This is a genomic window from Acinetobacter sp. 1130196 (assembly GCF_000588095.1).
Taxonomy (GTDB): domain Bacteria; phylum Pseudomonadota; class Gammaproteobacteria; order Pseudomonadales; family Moraxellaceae; genus Acinetobacter; species Acinetobacter nosocomialis.
In genome coordinates, this window is sequence record NZ_JFWX01000003.1 from 98,537 (window position 1) to 114,913 (window position 16,377).

The window sequence follows — 16,377 nt, forward strand, 5'->3', positions numbered from 1 at the left end:
ATTTAAAATAAAAAAATTTAATAAAAATAAATCACATTTATTTTAAATAAAAATCCCTTTTAATAATTGACGCTTTTCATTTTAACTATTATTATCTCGTTGCTGGCCTACATTGCCAGTCGGTTTTGACAGACCGTTGATCCACCACGGATTATAGTTCTGCTATAATTCGCTGGACCCTTGCGTCCCCCTTCTTTGCGGTAGGACGGTTGGGGGACGCCCCGTGCGTGCTGGTTCTATGGATCCCAGTCTGTCAACCCCTTTCCGTTCTACCACCCTAATTAATTCGCGGTAATCTGGTGGTAGGACTCCATTTTTTAAGGAGTTGGCCATGCCATTATTCAAACTTGTTTTCTCTCCAATTTAATTATTTTATTTATTTAAAATTTGGTTTTATGCCTTATTTTTATATCTATAAATTACTTTTATTTTAAAAATTTTAATCATTTTATTTTCCTGTTTTTAGGAGGATTAATTATTAACTAAAATTTATTTTAACCATTTAAACCCATTATATTTTTATTCTACTCATAGATATAAATCATTATGAGAATAATATGAAAACTTATAAATCTATTTTAACTTTTAGTTTAGTTCTAGGTAGCTTGGGTAGTTCGGGTTGCAATTTACACACTCAGCAGGAGTTTGAAAAAATTTGCCTATCGGGTGAGCACAGCAAAACCAGTTGTGACTGTATTTACCAGCAACTTGAAAAAGCTTATTCCCCGAAAATGATGCAACGCCTAGAACATGTCAGTTTGCAAAGTCCTGTTCTCCCACAGGACTTTGTCCCTACTTTTTTAAGCACCATGCAGCGATGTGACAAAAGTAGTCTGGGCTAAGCATTGGCTTAGCTCTTTATCTCTGTGTCGCAATGGTTGATTACTTTAAATCAGCGCAAAAAATTAAAGTCTGTTGTGGCACAGAGGCCTCTCAGAAACTTTCCACAAAAAAACCACACTCGAAAGTGTGGCTTAATTCAATCACGCAGAATTTTTATTTCGGGCGCTTTAATTAAAATACATATGGTCGTACAAAAATCAGGAAGAAAATTCCAAGCATGAGGAACCACTTCAAGAAGTAATACAACTTACGGTTTTTAGCTTTTAAAGCTTTAGCTTTAATACGAATTTGGTAAACATAACCAAAGGCTTTATTTAAGCCCCCTGTTTGGTCACCTGTTTCATTCGGTGAACTTGCCGCAGTCATTACATTACGGCCAAACCAATGGTTGAAACGTTCCATCCATTTCACTTTCATCGGACGCTCAACGTCCGCGAAGAAAATAATACGGTTTTGATCAGTCTTATTTTCAGCATAGTGAATATACGTTTCATCAAATACAACACTTTGGCCATCTCGCCAAGAGTATCTTTCACCATCTACATCAATAAAACAGCGATCATCATTTGGTGTAATTAAACCCAAGTGATAACGAAGTGAGCCTGCATAGGGGTCACGGTGTCTAACCAAACGGCTATCAGGAGCAAGTTCGGTAAACATTGCCGCTTTAATGGTCGGTAATGTTTTGAGTAAAGCCGTTGTTTTTGGGCAAAGCTCAGCAGCTGAAGGATGACTTGATTCATACCACTTGAGGTAAAAACGTTTCCATCCTGTTTTAAAGAATGAGTTAAAACCTAAGTCATTGTAGGTACTCGATGCTTTAATCCCACCTTGGTCATATAAAGCTTTCGCTTCGTCTCGAATCATTTCCCAATTTTCATCTAACACTTTTAAATCTTTGAAGTGTTGAGTGTCGATATAAGGCTGATTCGGTACCTTTGAAAAGATGTACATTAAAAAGTTAATCGGTGCGAGCAAGGTTGAATGGTCAAAAAATTGACGATAAAACGAGTGACGCACTTTGCCGCGATGTTGGATATACAATGCAGATATTACAAAAATCGCTAATACGATCCACTTAATCATATAGTTACTCGCATTTAAGCATCTTTAAAATACTTCGAAGAAATTTAAAATCGGAGAAATAATAACAAACTCTCGAAGAAAATTCAGACTCATATGATTAACTATTATTTTTAGCAAAAAGAAATCTCAAGAATATTTATTCTTGAGATTTCTTAAAATCAGGCTTTAAATTAGTTTTGATAGGGTTTCCAATTTAACGCATTTAGAGAAACAAGTGCTCTTGCAGCGGTTTCATTATAGACATAACAGCCTGATTTCAATTGTGCAATTCTTAACTGAGCAAAACGGATGCGTTGGGGATCATTGGCATTTTTTAGGTATGTTTCCCAATGCTTAACTTCTTGATCAGCAGTCCAACCAATATTACTTGTATAACTTGCTGTGTATGGCTTACCTTGATATTGCACCGCAACACTATCGCTCGCAGCAAAACCTAGACTAGTATCATAAATTGTCGTCCACTGAACTGTTTGCCATGTTCCTTTAACTGCTTTATAAGTAAAGCCGAATGGATTAGTTTGATTTAAATAATTAAGGTACGAAGCATTGTCTGCATCGAACTCGTCAAAACTCTGGTTAATTTCATAATCTTGACCGACATTGAATGCAAAAGACTCTTGATTAGATTTTTTTGAAATTAAACGATAGCAACTACTTCCGTCAGGAAATTTATTCTGTCCATAAGTATTAAGAAATATACGTCCATTAGTTGTACTTGCATCATTTACTGGAAAGCCTACTGCTCGATAACCCGGTAAAACAGCGTCAAACATATTCTGACCAGAAAGATTAACTCTCTGAAGTTTCCAATCCTCTTTAACATCACCAATAAGATCCAGTGTCCAATCCGTTAGCGAATTAATATTCATAACATTAATGGCTTGATCAGTTGGAAGATAGAGTTTTTTCTCTGTGAGCAAATACTCACCTAAAGCTTGATTAGAAGACCCATCTGTTGATTTTTTATTGAATATTTCAAAATAGGAAATATTTAACTCATCTGTTTCATTCGCATTGTAATCCATAAAATAGTAACGACTTCCGTTCGCCGTAGAATCTTGTGATGCGCTACTTTGATCGTTATTTACGGAATTATTATCACTAGAACCACCACCGCCACACGCACTTAACATCATTGGTAGGATGGCTAAAATTACAAACTTATTTTTTAACATAATATTACTTTATCTAACATTTTTATAACATAAAGTTTATCGAAAGATAAAAAAATAGACAACCCTTTCTGTCTAATAATTCACATAAGATTTTAATTTTTATTACCAATTCAAAAAATTGAGTTATTCAACAGTCTTTATCATTCTTCCATACATATACATGCGTTTACCCCATAAAGAATTCTATTATTTCATTGTTCTTTTATCATTCCTTTCATTGTTTACTACATTCTCTTATGGGCCCTTCAACCCTTACTTATCAAGCTATTATTACCTATAAAAAAACATATTTTTCATATAAATAAATTAAAAAAAATTATTTACAGACAATTGATGACCCTTGCGTCACGGCTTGATACAACTTGTTGGCTTCTTTTTAGATATAGTTATCGTAAGATTAGCGAAGCATAAATGTGTACCGGAGCTGTACACACGCTTCATAACATCAACTTAGAAATCCTCCAAAACTAAGGAGATCAGGCATGATCCACGCTGGCAATGCCATTACCGTCCAAATGCTTGCGGACGGAATTGCAGAATTCCGCTTTGACTTACAAGGTGAGTCGGTCAATAAATTTAACCGTGCAACAATTGAAGATTTCAAAGCTGCTATCGCGGCTGTAAAAGCTAATAACGATATTAAAGGCTTAGTCGTAACTTCTGGTAAATCTACATTTATTGTAGGTGCAGATATTACCGAGTTTGGTGAAAACTTCGCACAAGGCGAAAAAGCGATTGTTGACTGGCTTATGCCTGTTCACGAAATCTTCAATAGTTTTGAAGATTTAGACATTCCAAAAGTTGCTGCTATTAATGGCATGGCTTTAGGCGGCGGTTTTGAAATGTGTTTAGTTTGTGACTATCGCGTGATGTCAGAAGCTGCACAAGTGGGTTTACCAGAAATTAAACTCGGCATTTACCCAGGTTTCGGTGGTAGTGTTCGTTTAAGCCGTCTTATTGGTATCGATAATGCGGTTGAATGGATGGCAATGGCTGCTCCTAAAAAACCAGCTGCTGCGCTTAAAGATGGTGCTGTAGATGCGGTTGTCGCTGCGGACAAATTACTTGATGCTGCAACTGACTTGGTTAAACAAGCAATTTCTGGTCGTTTAAACTGGAAAGCAAAACGCCAAGAGAAACTTGAAGCTGTAAAATTGAATCCGCTTGAACAAATGATGGCGTTCAACACAGCAAAAGGTGCGGTACTTGCTAAAGCAAATCCTGCTCAATACCCTGCTCCAAAACTATTACTTGATTCATTACAAGCTGGTGCAAGCCTTGCACGTGATGAAGCATTAAAAGCTGAAGCTGAAGGTTTTGCTAAAGCAGCAATTACTCCACAAGCTGGCGCATTGATTGGTCTATTCATCAATGACCAAGTTGTGAAAAAGGCATCTAAACAACATGAAAAAGGTGCTCACCCTGTAAACCAAGCAGCTGTTCTAGGTGCAGGTATTATGGGTGGTGGTATTGCTTACCAAGCAGCAAGCAAAGGCACTCCAATTATCATGAAAGATATTGGTAACCCACAACTTGCACTAGGTATGTCAGAAGCGAACAACTTGTTAACTAAGCAAGTTGAACGCAAGAAAATGAAACCTGCTCAAATGGGTGAAACACTTGCACGTATTCGTCCTACTTTAAGCTACGAAGAGTTTAAAGAAGTCGACATCGTGATCGAAGCGGTAACTGAAAATCCAAAAGTTAAAGAAATCGTACTTGCAGAAACTGAGAAAAATGTTCGTGAAAACACGATCATTGCTTCTAATACTTCTACAATTTCAATTACACGTTTGGCAAAAGCATTACAACGTCCTGAAAACTTCGTTGGTATGCACTTCTTCAACCCAGTTCACATGATGCCGCTTGTAGAAGTTATTCGTGGTGAAAAGACTTCTGAAGAAGCAATTGCAACGACAGTCGTTCTTGCTCAAAAAATGGGTAAAACACCAATCGTTGTAAATGACTGCCCAGGGTTCTTGGTTAACCGTGTATTGTTCCCTTACTTCGGTGCATTTGACCTTCTTGTAAAAGACGGCGCAGACTTCCAACAAATCGACAATGTAATGTCTAAGTTTGGTTGGCCAATGGGCCCTGCTTACCTGATCGATGTTGTAGGTATTGATACAGGTGTGCATGGTGCAGAAGTAATGGCTGAAGGTTTCCCTGACCGTATGAAGCCAGACTACAAAGGCGCAATCCAAGCAATGTATGAAGCGAAGCGTCTTGGTCAAAAGAATGACGTAGGTTTCTACAAATACGAACTCGACAAGAAAGGCAAGAAAGCAAAAACTGTTGATCCAACAGCGTATGAAGTGATTGCTCCGTTCGTAACTGGCGAAAAACGCGAATTTGATAACCAAGAAATCATTGACCGTATGATGCTTGCTTTCTGTAACGAAACAGTTCGTTGCTTGGAAGACAAGATTGTAGCAACTGCATCTGAAGCAGATATGGCAATGATCATGGGTGTAGGTTTCCCTCCATTCCGTGGTGGTCCATGCCGTTACATCGACCAAACAGGTGTTGCTGAATACGTTGCACTTTGCGATAAATACGCACACTTAGGTAAGGCTTATGAAGCGCCGCAAATGTTGCGCGACATGGCTGCTAACAATAAAAAATTCTACGGTTAAGGAGCGACGTGAATGGCTACTTTAAATCCACGTGACGTTGTGATTGTTGATGGCGTTCGTTCTGCCATGGGCAAATCTAAAAACGGTATGTTCCGTAATGTACGTGCCGACAGTTTATCTGCTGAACTTGTACGTGCGCTCGTTGCCCGTAACCAGTTTGATGTAAACGAAGTTGAAGACCTGATCTGGGGCTGTGTAAACCAGACTCTAGAACAAGGTATGAACATTGGCCGTAACATCGGTTTATTGGCTGACTTGCCTAAAACTGTTGCTGGTCAAACAGTAAACCGTCTTTGTGGTTCGTCTATGCAGGCAATCCACACTGCCGCAGCACAAATTGCGACTAACCAAGGTGACATCTTCATTATTGGTGGTGTAGAGCACATGGGCCATGTAGGTATGATGCACGGCATCGACCTTAACCCAGAAGCATCTAAACACTATGCTAAAGCATCTAACATGATGGGCTTAACTGCTGAAATGTTAGGTCGTATGAACGGCATTACTCGTGAAGAACAAGATGCGTTCGGTGTTGAATCTCACCGCCGTGCTTGGGCTGCAACACAAGAAGGTCGTTTCAAAAATGAAATCGTTGGTGTTGAAGGTCACGATGCAAATGGTTTCAAAATCCTTTGCGACATCGACGAAGTAATTCGTCCAGATGCAAACCTTGAAGCATTCAAAGCATTAAAACCTGTATTTGACCCTAAAGGTGGTTCAGTAACAGCAGCAACTTCTTCTGCTCTTTCTGACGGTGCTTCTGCAATGTTGCTTATGTCTGCTGAACGTGCACAAGCATTAGGTTTAAAACCACGTGCTGTAATTCGCTCTATGGCAGTAGCAGGCTGTGACGCAGCAATCATGGGTTACGGCCCAGTTCCAGCGACTCAAAAAGCGCTTAAGCGTGCTGGCTTATCAATTGCTGATATTCAGACTGTTGAGTTAAATGAAGCATTTGCTGCACAAGGCTTGTCTGTTCTTAAGGGCTTAGGTCTTTATGACAAACAAGACATCGTGAACTTAAATGGTGGTGCAATCGCTCTTGGTCACCCACTAGGCTGTTCAGGTGCTCGTATCACCACTACGTTGTTAAACGTAATGGAACAACAAGATACTCAAATCGGTCTTGCGACCATGTGTATCGGCCTTGGTCAAGGTATCGCAACGATTATCGAACGTGTTTAATTAACACCAAGATAAAAAATCCCCGCTCAATGCGGGGATTTTTATTTTACCGGCCTTTTAAACCATCTTGGATTTGTTGCTGTAATTTCAAAATATCATTTAAATTTACTTTCATCGTACCATCGCGATAAGCATCAACATTACTTCGTTTAATGTTCAACGGCTTTAACATTTCAAAAAGACCATTGGTTGGGTCAGAAGACTGAATCCCGCCCGCTACCGCTAGAATATATTCTCGTAAAAATGGAGAAAGTTGTGAGAGATCAGGCTGCGCCATAACGGGCTGATAATCTATGGTCGTCATCCCTTCTGGGACTAAAGCATTCTGTATATCGTGATGTATTTTATATTCATGGTGTTGTAGTGCTTGGCGTACCTTCTTATCTTCTTGAAACGGCACAAAGCCCACCTCATCACGTAGCTCAGATTCAGCCATAACGCGAATAGTGGGTAAAGTCGTTACTTCTTCTGCCTGAACAGTTGGTAAACCCATAAAAGCAAATGCAGCGATTAAAGCTGATTGTTTTAGAAAGTTCATAACTAGCTCCAAAAAATCAGTCATCCTATTTCAATCAAAAGATGAAGATTCAAATAAAGGTCTCTATAAATAGGCTACAACAAACTGCTTTTTGATTCAGTAAGGCTCAGATAAACGGTAAATATAATTAAAATTTTTAATGTAATAGTAAGGGACTTTCTTAATAAAAAACTGAATAGAAAAACCACCCTATAAATGAGTTATAACCATTTATAGGGTGAGATTTATCTTATAGATTTTATTTATTCTCTAACATTTCTTTTAAAGAGTCGACCAATTGAGGAAATGACGTATAACCTTCCCGACCTAAAAAATGTCCGCCATTAGGAACTGTAATGTACGGCGCATCAATATCCTTAGCCAATTGAACTGTCAGTTTTGGTGGAACCAAATCATCATTATCAGATAAATACACCAGCTTTTTCTTTATGCCCTTAAAGTAATTGGTATCGACTTTGCTCTTTGTTATATAAGCTGTGAGGGGTGAAGAATCTGCAATTGGTCCAGAGAATCCGGATACTAAAATCATTCCTCCAATATGTTGATAATGATGTCTTTGCAAAAAGTGCAGCAAAGTAATCACACCCAAACTATGTGCCACAAAATAGGTATTTTCATTAACCTGTGGAATCTGTTCATCTAGAACTTTCTGCCAAGCATCTACATTGGGATGCTCAGAATCTGGAAATGGTATTAAAGTTACAGCCGTATATTCATCTTCTATTTGATGTTTTAGGTCCAAAAACCAGTGATCATTTATAGAAGCTGAATAACCATGAAGTACAAATATTTGACGCATGTTCTTCTCCTGAAGTTCCAGTGTTTTGGCATTTGCAACAAATGACATCCATCCGAATAACACCAATAAAATGAGTTTTCTGATCATTGAACAAGTACCATTTTGAAAGATAAAAACATGCTAAACTATGACACCACTGTTAAGGTCAAGCCTATTTTATGAACCTCGCTAAAGTCGCCGAGCTTACAAAAGTCAGTCCGCGTATGCTGCGTTATTATGAAAGTTTAGGGCTAATACAACCGCATCGTGCAAGCAATAACTATCGAAGTTATACGCAAAAAGATATTGAAAATATTAATAAAATTAAAATATTAAATGAGGCAGGTATGACACTAAAAGACATTCAGGTGTTATTACCATGTTTTGATTTAGATGAAAGGGTATTTACGCTTTGCCCTATTGTTCAAGAAAAGCTACAAACAGAGCTGATGCATGTATCGGAGCAGTTAAACAAACTACAAACTTCTCAAAGTTTATTACAATCTTTCTTGATAAAAGGCAAAGCTGAGAGCACCAATACATAGTAGTTGATGCTCATGCTGTAATTATTCTTCTAACTCATTTTCTAAAGCAGCCACGTTCTTTTTCTTAATACTTTCAATTTTTGCATTAAGCTTTAAGACATGTTGGTAAAGCTCGTTAAATTTTTTAACTTGAGCATTTTCATGAAAAAGAATCATATGGTCTTTCTTTTGCCACGAATAGTTTTTTAGAAGTTTAAACATTTGCTCTGCGTCATCTAAAATTTGCAGCTCAATCATAAAAATCGTATGGTCTTGATCAGCTTTTTGCTGAGTTCCCAATTTCATTTCAAGAAGTTGTCTGGTATCTGCATCAACAGATAATTCCTGTATTTTAGCGAGAAAGATTTTATGAATTTTTTCATATTCAGATTGGTATTTATCTGAAGCTTTTCGAACGTCAGCTAACATCTTTTCTGTTTCAGCATATTTTTGTTTTTTATCAATATCCAAACGGTCAACATTTAAAAAAGTATCCCATTTTGCAGCCTTTAATTCTCTTAAGTATTCATTACGCGCATTTACATTTTGAACCCAATAACTTAAAAGAAATTCTGAGACTTGCTTATAGTGCCCTGCGAGCCGTTTATCATGAATATCGAGTTGTACAGGTTTAGACCAATCTTGAGCCTGTTCATAAAGTTCACTCATTTTTTCATTCATCACCACATCGAACATTTGGCTACTGTCTTTAGCTTGTTGCTGTTTAATATGTTGATAGGAAAAAAAGACAATACCTGCAATTACCACCAAACCTGCAATCGCAATCAAAATTCGGCGCATACACACCTCCTATTTCCATTCTTATAGTTTTGCTCTTTATAGTTATGAAATAGAGCTCTTACTTCTTTATATGTCATTTATTTCACAATACGCAACACTCTATTCGCTATTCAATGCTTTAAATCCTTGTACATCATCCCTATTATGATGGGTAATTAAAATTTATGAGATTCTCCCATGCGTGTTGATGTCTGGTCTGATGTAGTTTGTCCTTTTTGTTACATCGGCAAAAAACGCCTTGAGCATGTCGCGGCTGAAGCTGGCATTGAACTTGATATTCATTGGCATAGTTTCGAGTTAGATCCGAATGCACCAGCGACACATGACACTTCAAATACTGAGCGTTTAGCGAAAAAATATGGTCGTACCTATGAAGAGATGGAAGAAATGGAGCGCAACATTGCGGCCATGGCTGCCTCTGAAGGAATCGACTTCCAATGGCAAAAAGCCAACTCAGGCAATAGCTTTAATGCTCACCGTATTATTCACCTAGCTCAAAGTAAAGGCTTAGGTAACGAAGCAAAAGAAGCCTTTTTTCATGCTTATATGACTGAAGGTTTAGCTATTGGCGAACGCGAAGTCGTAGAAGAAATCGCTTCTCGTATTGGCCTAGATAATGCCGAAGTTGAATATGTACTCGATACAAATGAATTGGCTGACTTTGTTCGTCATGACGAAAAGATTGCGCATGAGCAACTTAATGTAACAGGCGTACCATTCTTTGTATTTGATCAAAGAATTGCGCTTGCAGGCGCACAACCTCGTGAAGTGTTTTTACAAGTCTTAGAACAAGCACAGCTCAAGGCAAATGCTGAAGAAATCGAGCAAGATGATGTTGCTGTTTGTAATGATGAAACATGTGATATTCCACAAAATAAACAGTCTTAATTGCAAAGTGTGAACAAATCGTATGTTTTATCATCGTTTTAGCAATAGAGCGTTCTAAAAAAAGAACTATTCAATTGCTTAAAATGCGTTTATGATTGCCACTTAGAATATTCGCGCTGTAATGTTCTGTTTTTTATGTGTTTAATGATCGGAATTTGAAGTTTCCTTGATCTAAAATCCCCCTAGTTTGGGGGATTTTTTTTGCTTAAAAATTCTCGCTAATAGCTTAAACTTTTTAAGTTATTTCAAATATGTAAGAAAAGTTAAATTTACTTAACTTTTGTGTCGTCCTCTTGATTTTATTAGAAAAATCAACAAAAGTGGCAATAACAACAAAACATAAAGATAGATATGAAAACATTTCACGTTATTACGTATCGACAGCTTTTTGCACTTGTAACATTGGGATTTGGTTCTATATGCATGGCTCATGCAGAAGTAAATTCTTCTTCAACTCAACAAGTCAATGGTTCGTCATCTGGAGTACAAACCGAAGAAAATAAAGATGAAAATCTTTTAGATCAAATTCCAAGGTGGATTGATGCCACTCCAACGATTTTTCCGGAGCAGTCCAACCAACCAATTGTTCCACCTACCGAGCAGACCGAAGACCAGACCTGGTTTGACCGTAAGCAAAAGAAAATTCGAAATTGGGCCGATCACACTTCGGAAAAAATTGATAACTGGTTTGGTGAAGTCGACCCTCAAAAGCCTGCTTCGGCTACCATTCGAGTCATGATTGATAACTATTGGAACGAATATGATAACTTTGAAATTAAGCCAAGAATACGCGGTAAAATTAAACTCCCGACGCTAGAAAAACGCTTAAGCGTAGTATTTGGTGATGACTCTTTAGATAACGAATTTAATAATAGTCCAGCCAATATTAACCAGAACCCAAATCAAGATTCAAATAAGAAACTTGATACTAAACGAACACGAGATGACAACAGCTCAATCGCATTACGTTGGTCGAATTTTTCCAAAAAACTGCCGTTTGAAACAGATGCCGACTTAGGTATCCGTTCTGGAGACGACGTGTATGTTCGCTTAAAAGCATCAAGAGATTGGCAACTCCGTAATGACTTTAAGTTTTATGCTGAAGAAATTTATCGCTATGGCATTCATAGTGAAAATTATTTACGTACTAATTTGGAACTCACCCATGCTCGTCCAAATCAACCCATCTTATCAAATCAGTTCAGCCTAACTTATGCTGACGATCAAGATGATGATTTAACATGGGAAAACCGAGTTTTCCGTGAACATAGTTTCTTTGCAAATAACCGTTTTAACTATGGTATTTACACAGGTGGCTATTACAACGACAACGATTTACGCTTAAACAGTTGGGGACCATTTGTATCATGGCGTCAGCCGCTCTTACGTGAGTGGTTCTTTGTACAAGGTGACGTCAACTACTTTAATGACCACCGTGAAGACCGTAACCATTTTGTCAGCACATTCTTACGTTTAGAAGCACTTTTCTAATTGAGCAAGATCACCTTGGAGGTTATCTCCAAGGTGATGAATAATAAAATACTTTTAAATAAAAATTTAAGCTTTTTCCCTTACAATACTGAGCTAACTTTTGATTCCTGATTTTCAGAACAATGAATCAATTCTCTTCTTTGTCATTTGAATATAAATCTAAAGCTCTACTTTGTATTTATAGTTTAGGTATGTTGGTTTTAATCCCTCATACACAGCTTTTCTCTACGTCCTTAAAGCATCAACGCTCCACGAGACGCTCCCTACATCCATCGAGCCTATTCATAAAAAGCAAAAGTCATTCTCTAACTTTTTCAAATTCACCATGTGAAGTAGAAAATAATAATGATTCAGATGCAGCACTCATTCAGGACCTGATGGCCGTGTTTGGAAATGATACGCTGTGGAACCGTGCAACCCAGCACAAACAACCTTATAAAACCTTGGGTAAGAAAAAGAAGAAAGCTTCAACACCCCATATTTCGATCAGTAACCCAATTACTGCAAGCTGGGATACGATTTCAACATGGATGCCTTTCGAAAATAATCTTGATTTAGGCTCAAATTCAGAAAGTGATGTTTATGTACAATTTCTTGCCAAGAAAAAATGGAATTTAAGACATAACATTAGCATAGATACCGAACAAGTCTTTCGCTATGGCTCAACCAGCCGAAACTATACTGAAACCACGCTAAACTTAACGCAAAAGATGCAAGACAACACCCTGTTCGCTAACAAATTTAATGTGAATAAGAGTGAAAATGAAGAATTCAACTGGGGCAATTGGACTTTTCAACAATTTGAGTTCGTAAAAGATAATAGTCTGACTTACGGCATTTATAGTGGCGGTGTATATACCAAAAATGACATGCGGGTAAATAGTTGGGGACCTTATATTTCATGGCGCCAGCCCGTATGGCGAGATTGGATTTTTATGCAAAATGATCTTAATTTTTTTAATCATATTGATGATGACCCGAAACATCAGCTTAGTGTTCAAATGAATTTAGAAGCTAATTTTTAGCCAAAAATCATCAAGTTGTGGATAACTCTTTCTTTATCCACAAAAAAGCCTCTGACAGTTCAGAGGCTTTTTTTACATCAAATATTATTTCAACAATAAGCTATTAATACGCTTCACATAAGCTGCAGGGTCTTCTGGTAAACCACCTTCTGCAATCACAGCCTGATCAAAAATCACGTTTGCCAAATCATCAAATTGTTCTGAACCTTCAAGTTTTTTCACTAAAGGATGCTCAGGGTTAATTTCTAAAATTGGCTTGATTTCAGGTACAGCTTGTCCTGCTTGTTTGAGCATACGAATAAGTTGAGGAGACAACTCCCCTTCACTAGTTACTAAACACGCAGGAGAATCTACCAAACGGGTTGTTACACGGACTTCTTTAGTTTTGGCCTTCAACGAGTCACTTAATTTCTCAACAACAGGTTTAAACTGTTCAGCCGCTTGCTCTAGTGCCTTTTTCTCTTCTGCATCTTGCAAGTCACCTAAATCAACAGCGCCTTTAGATACATTCTTTAATGGCGTACCGTCAAACTCATGAACAAAGTTCATTGCCCACTCATCAACACGCTCTGCCATTAACAATACTTCAATGCCTTTTTTCTTAAACAACTCTAGCTGTGGAGAGTTTTTAGCAGCAGCTAAGCTGTCAGCAGTAACGTAATAAATGGCTTTTTGGCCTTCTTTCATGCGCGCTTTATAGTCTGCAAAAGAAGTTACCACTTCATCATTTGTTGAAGTTGCATAACGTAATAATTTTAAAATACGTTCACGGTTACCAAAGTCTTCACCCAAGCCTTCTTTAAGCACTGAACCAAACTCAGTGTAGAAGGTCTTGAATTTTTCTTGGTCTTTTTCATCTTCTGATTTAGCCAAGCCATCAAGCAAAGTGAGTACACGGCGTGCGTTACCTTCACGAATTGTTTTAACATCACGGCTTTCTTGCAACAACTCACGGCTGACATTAAGCGGTAAATCGGCGCTATCCACGACACCTTGAACAAAGCGTAAATAGTTTGGAATTAAATTATCCGCATCATCCATAATGAAAACACGTTTTACATACAGCTTAATTCCCGCTTTTGCTTCACGTGTAAAAATGTCATGTGGCGCTTTACTTGGAATATAAAGTAATTGGGTATATTCGGTGCTACCTTCAACACGGTTGTGTGCCCAAGCCAGTGGTGCTTCGAAGTCATGAGTTAAGTTTTTATAGAACTCAACATATTGCTCTTCAGTCACTTCACTCTTGTTACGTGTCCATAAAGCACTTGCAGAGTTAATCGCTTCCCATTCATCAGTCTTGACCATTTGGCCGCCTTTAGGCTCTTCACCTTCAGCAACCTCCTCTTCCTGCCAAACTTCTTTTTGCATTTCAATTGGCAAGCTAATGTGGTCAGAGTATTTATTAACGATTTGCTTAACTTTATAAGATTCTAAATAATCAAGCGCGTCATCACGCAAGTGAAGAATAATGTCAGTACCGCGTGAAGCTTTATCAATTTGCTGAACTTCAAACTCACCTGTGCCACCGCTGATCCAACGCACCCCTTCAGAAGCATCGAGACCTGCGCGGCGTGATTCAACTGTAATTTTATCGGCAACAATAAAACCTGAGTAGAAACCAACACCAAACTGACCAATCAACTGAGCATCCGCTTTCTGGTCGCCCGTTAATTTTGACATGAAGTCTTTAGTGCCTGATTTTGCAATAGTACCCAAGTTATCAATTGCTTCTTGTTGGCTTAATCCAATACCGTTATCAGAAATCGTTAAAGTTTTATCTTCTTTGTTTAAGCTGATGCGTACATGTAAGTCCGGATCATTTTCATAATATTCAGGATGATTAATTCCTTCAAAACGCAACTTATCACATGCATCAGATGCATTAGAGATAAGTTCACGTAAGAAAATTTCAGGGTTCGAATAGAGAGAATGCGTCACTAAATGTAAAAGCTGGGCTACTTCTGCTTGGAAACTATAATTTTGTGATGCTTGTTCACTCATAAATCACTCCTTAAATTTTGAAGTTTGTTTGTTCTCGAATGCTTTATGAATGGAGTACTTCTACAATTTTTCAATCCTGAATATTAAAAAATTTTTCTTTAATTAAAACGGACCATGACTTAGTACCCTATCTTGCAAGATAGAGTCCAATTGTTGTTGTCTCTGCTGATAAGCTTTAGAAATACAACTTACATTAGCTGCACAAGCATTTCTTTTTTTTAACCACTGCTGCTGTGTATCTTTTTGATTATCACGGCCACCCATTGGCAATGCATGTAAAACAATTTGATATGTTGTTGCCATTTTGACATCAGCATCATTTAAAGAACGATTTTTGCAAATACTCAGCTCAGTCTTAGTTTTTGCAGCATCACAGGAAAAACTAGCAGCCTGTACATTATGAGCAAGAGTAATGCCACTAAAAAGTGCTAGACCTATGGCAAATTTTCTATTCATGAGGTTATTCCTTTAAAGATATATAAAAAATAGTTTAAAAATAAAGACCAAAAGAATATGTATAAAACTGTCTGTTTTATGCTTTTTTTAGTGAGAGCAATAAAATAAAAAACCTCACATAAAATCTATGTGAGGTGCCTGAGTCTAGGTTTGTTATTATATTTTTTCTATTTATTATTATGCTTAAAATTTATAGCTATAACCTAAAGTGTAAACAAACGGATTAATATCCAAGTCGAATTTAGCACCATTTGTTAAAGTAACTTCTGGGCTAATATCCGCATAGCGAACATCTACAAATACACCCCAATTTTTCGCATCAGCAGGTTGGAAGTTAAAACCAACTTGTCCAGCTACACCAAAATCTTCTTTTACTTTGTCAGCAACACCTTGCTCATCCCAAGGAATAAATGCTGTCGCCCCGATACCAATATACGGTGTGAAACGAGTTGAGTTTTTAAAATGATATTTTGCGGTAATTGTCGGAGGTAATTGTTTAATACGTGCTACATTTTTACCATCTAATAAAACATCATGATTAACCGGCGCTGCTAATAATAATTCTGCCGAAAAAGGTGATTCACCAAAAAAGTATTCAACTGATGGTGTAAATGCATATTCATGATCAGCTTTTACTACACCTAAAGCAGTTGTTGTATCGTCAGATGGAGCAATAACACTACCCCCAAATTTTACTTGCCAATTACCAGCAAAAGTAAATGAAGACATCCCCATTAATGCAATAATCAAAGCTTTTTTGAACACGTTAATATCTCCAACCTTATTTATATTTATAATAAACATTTATTTTAAATTGATGCAACACCCATTATAAAATTATTTTTATATTTATTTTTAAATAACTGTTTTAAATAAAAATATATATTAACCAACTATTTTAATTGGTTTTTATTCCAACTTAATTAATCAGAATTATTTTATATAAC

Annotated in this window: 15 protein-coding genes; 7 read left to right on the top strand and 8 right to left on the bottom strand. The window is 37.3% G+C overall.

Annotated elements, in window-relative coordinates:
• The first annotated feature begins 557 nt into the window (after positions 1–557).
• Positions 558–842 (top strand): hypothetical protein, encoded by a 285-nt coding sequence (locus tag J671_RS07840; protein ID WP_031981901.1) that lies wholly within the window; start codon positions 558–560, stop codon positions 840–842.
• Positions 843–1,014: 172 nt separating this feature from the next.
• Here J671_RS07840 and lpxO read toward each other — a convergent pair whose 3' ends face one another.
• Together lpxO and J671_RS07850 are read right to left on the bottom strand one after the other, a co-directional pair.
• Positions 1,015–1,929, bottom strand: coding sequence for a lipid A hydroxylase LpxO (gene lpxO / locus J671_RS07845; RefSeq protein ID WP_004699120.1), 915 nt, complete (start codon positions 1,927–1,929; stop codon positions 1,015–1,017).
• 170 nt (positions 1,930–2,099) lie between these two features.
• Positions 2,100–3,104: a hypothetical protein gene (locus tag J671_RS07850; protein WP_031955868.1), complete on the bottom strand. Its 1,005-nt coding sequence runs from the start codon at positions 3,102–3,104 to the stop codon at positions 2,100–2,102.
• A gap of 482 nt (positions 3,105–3,586) precedes the next feature.
• Here J671_RS07850 and fadB point away from each other — a divergent pair, with 482 nt between their 5' ends.
• Together fadB and fadA are read left to right on the top strand one after the other, a co-directional pair.
• Positions 3,587–5,740 (top strand): fatty acid oxidation complex subunit alpha FadB, encoded by a 2,154-nt coding sequence (gene fadB, locus J671_RS07855; RefSeq protein ID WP_031981904.1) that lies wholly within the window; start codon positions 3,587–3,589, stop codon positions 5,738–5,740.
• A gap of 12 nt (positions 5,741–5,752) precedes the next feature.
• On the top strand, positions 5,753–6,925 hold the full coding sequence (gene fadA, locus J671_RS07860) for an acetyl-CoA C-acyltransferase FadA (protein WP_002157046.1): 1,173 nt from the start codon (positions 5,753–5,755) through the stop codon (positions 6,923–6,925).
• A 46-nt stretch (positions 6,926–6,971) separates the two neighbouring features.
• On the opposite strand, the gene J671_RS07865 is transcribed toward fadA, so the two are convergent.
• Positions 6,972–7,463 carry a hypothetical protein gene (locus J671_RS07865; RefSeq protein WP_031981906.1) on the bottom strand — a complete coding sequence of 164 codons (492 nt, stop codon included), beginning with the start codon at positions 7,461–7,463 and terminating at the stop codon, positions 6,972–6,974.
• A gap of 238 nt (positions 7,464–7,701) precedes the next feature.
• The gene (locus J671_RS07870; protein ID WP_068791255.1) at positions 7,702–8,349 is read right to left on the bottom strand and encodes an RBBP9/YdeN family alpha/beta hydrolase; all 648 of its coding nucleotides are present in this window, start codon (positions 8,347–8,349) and stop codon (positions 7,702–7,704) included.
• A gap of 71 nt (positions 8,350–8,420) precedes the next feature.
• Between J671_RS07870 and J671_RS07875 the strand changes: the two genes are divergently transcribed.
• Positions 8,421–8,786, top strand: coding sequence for a MerR family transcriptional regulator (locus J671_RS07875; RefSeq protein ID WP_031981909.1), 366 nt, complete (start codon positions 8,421–8,423; stop codon positions 8,784–8,786).
• Positions 8,787–8,807: 21 nt separating this feature from the next.
• Here J671_RS07875 and J671_RS07880 read toward each other — a convergent pair whose 3' ends face one another.
• A complete protein-coding gene (locus tag J671_RS07880; RefSeq protein WP_002156981.1) occupies positions 8,808–9,566 on the bottom strand; it encodes a hypothetical protein in 759 nt (252 codons plus the stop codon).
• A 177-nt stretch (positions 9,567–9,743) separates the two neighbouring features.
• Here J671_RS07880 and J671_RS07885 point away from each other — a divergent pair, with 177 nt between their 5' ends.
• The 3 genes from J671_RS07885 to J671_RS07895 all read left to right on the top strand — a co-directional run bounded on the left by J671_RS07885 (position 9,744) and on the right by J671_RS07895 (position 12,970).
• Entirely contained in the window at positions 9,744–10,454 is a 711-nt protein-coding gene (locus tag J671_RS07885; protein ID WP_031981911.1) for a DsbA family oxidoreductase, read from the top strand.
• A 351-nt stretch (positions 10,455–10,805) separates the two neighbouring features.
• Positions 10,806–11,945 (top strand): hypothetical protein, encoded by a 1,140-nt coding sequence (locus J671_RS07890; RefSeq protein WP_004710872.1) that lies wholly within the window; start codon positions 10,806–10,808, stop codon positions 11,943–11,945.
• A 122-nt stretch (positions 11,946–12,067) separates the two neighbouring features.
• Entirely contained in the window at positions 12,068–12,970 is a 903-nt protein-coding gene (locus J671_RS07895) for a hypothetical protein (protein ID WP_004883589.1), read from the top strand.
• A gap of 84 nt (positions 12,971–13,054) precedes the next feature.
• Here the strand turns inward: J671_RS07895 and htpG are convergent, their stop codons facing one another.
• The 3 genes from htpG to J671_RS07910 all read right to left on the bottom strand — a co-directional run bounded on the left by htpG (position 13,055) and on the right by J671_RS07910 (position 16,195).
• A complete protein-coding gene (gene htpG / locus J671_RS07900) occupies positions 13,055–14,974 on the bottom strand; it encodes a molecular chaperone HtpG (RefSeq protein WP_004710874.1) in 1,920 nt (639 codons plus the stop codon).
• Between the two features lie 102 nt (positions 14,975–15,076).
• Positions 15,077–15,430: a lysozyme inhibitor LprI family protein gene (locus J671_RS07905; RefSeq protein ID WP_004883592.1), complete on the bottom strand. Its 354-nt coding sequence runs from the start codon at positions 15,428–15,430 to the stop codon at positions 15,077–15,079.
• Positions 15,431–15,613: 183 nt separating this feature from the next.
• Positions 15,614–16,195 carry an OmpW/AlkL family protein gene (locus J671_RS07910; protein ID WP_002156917.1) on the bottom strand — a complete coding sequence of 194 codons (582 nt, stop codon included), beginning with the start codon at positions 16,193–16,195 and terminating at the stop codon, positions 15,614–15,616.
• Positions 16,196–16,377: the final 182 nt, after the last annotated feature.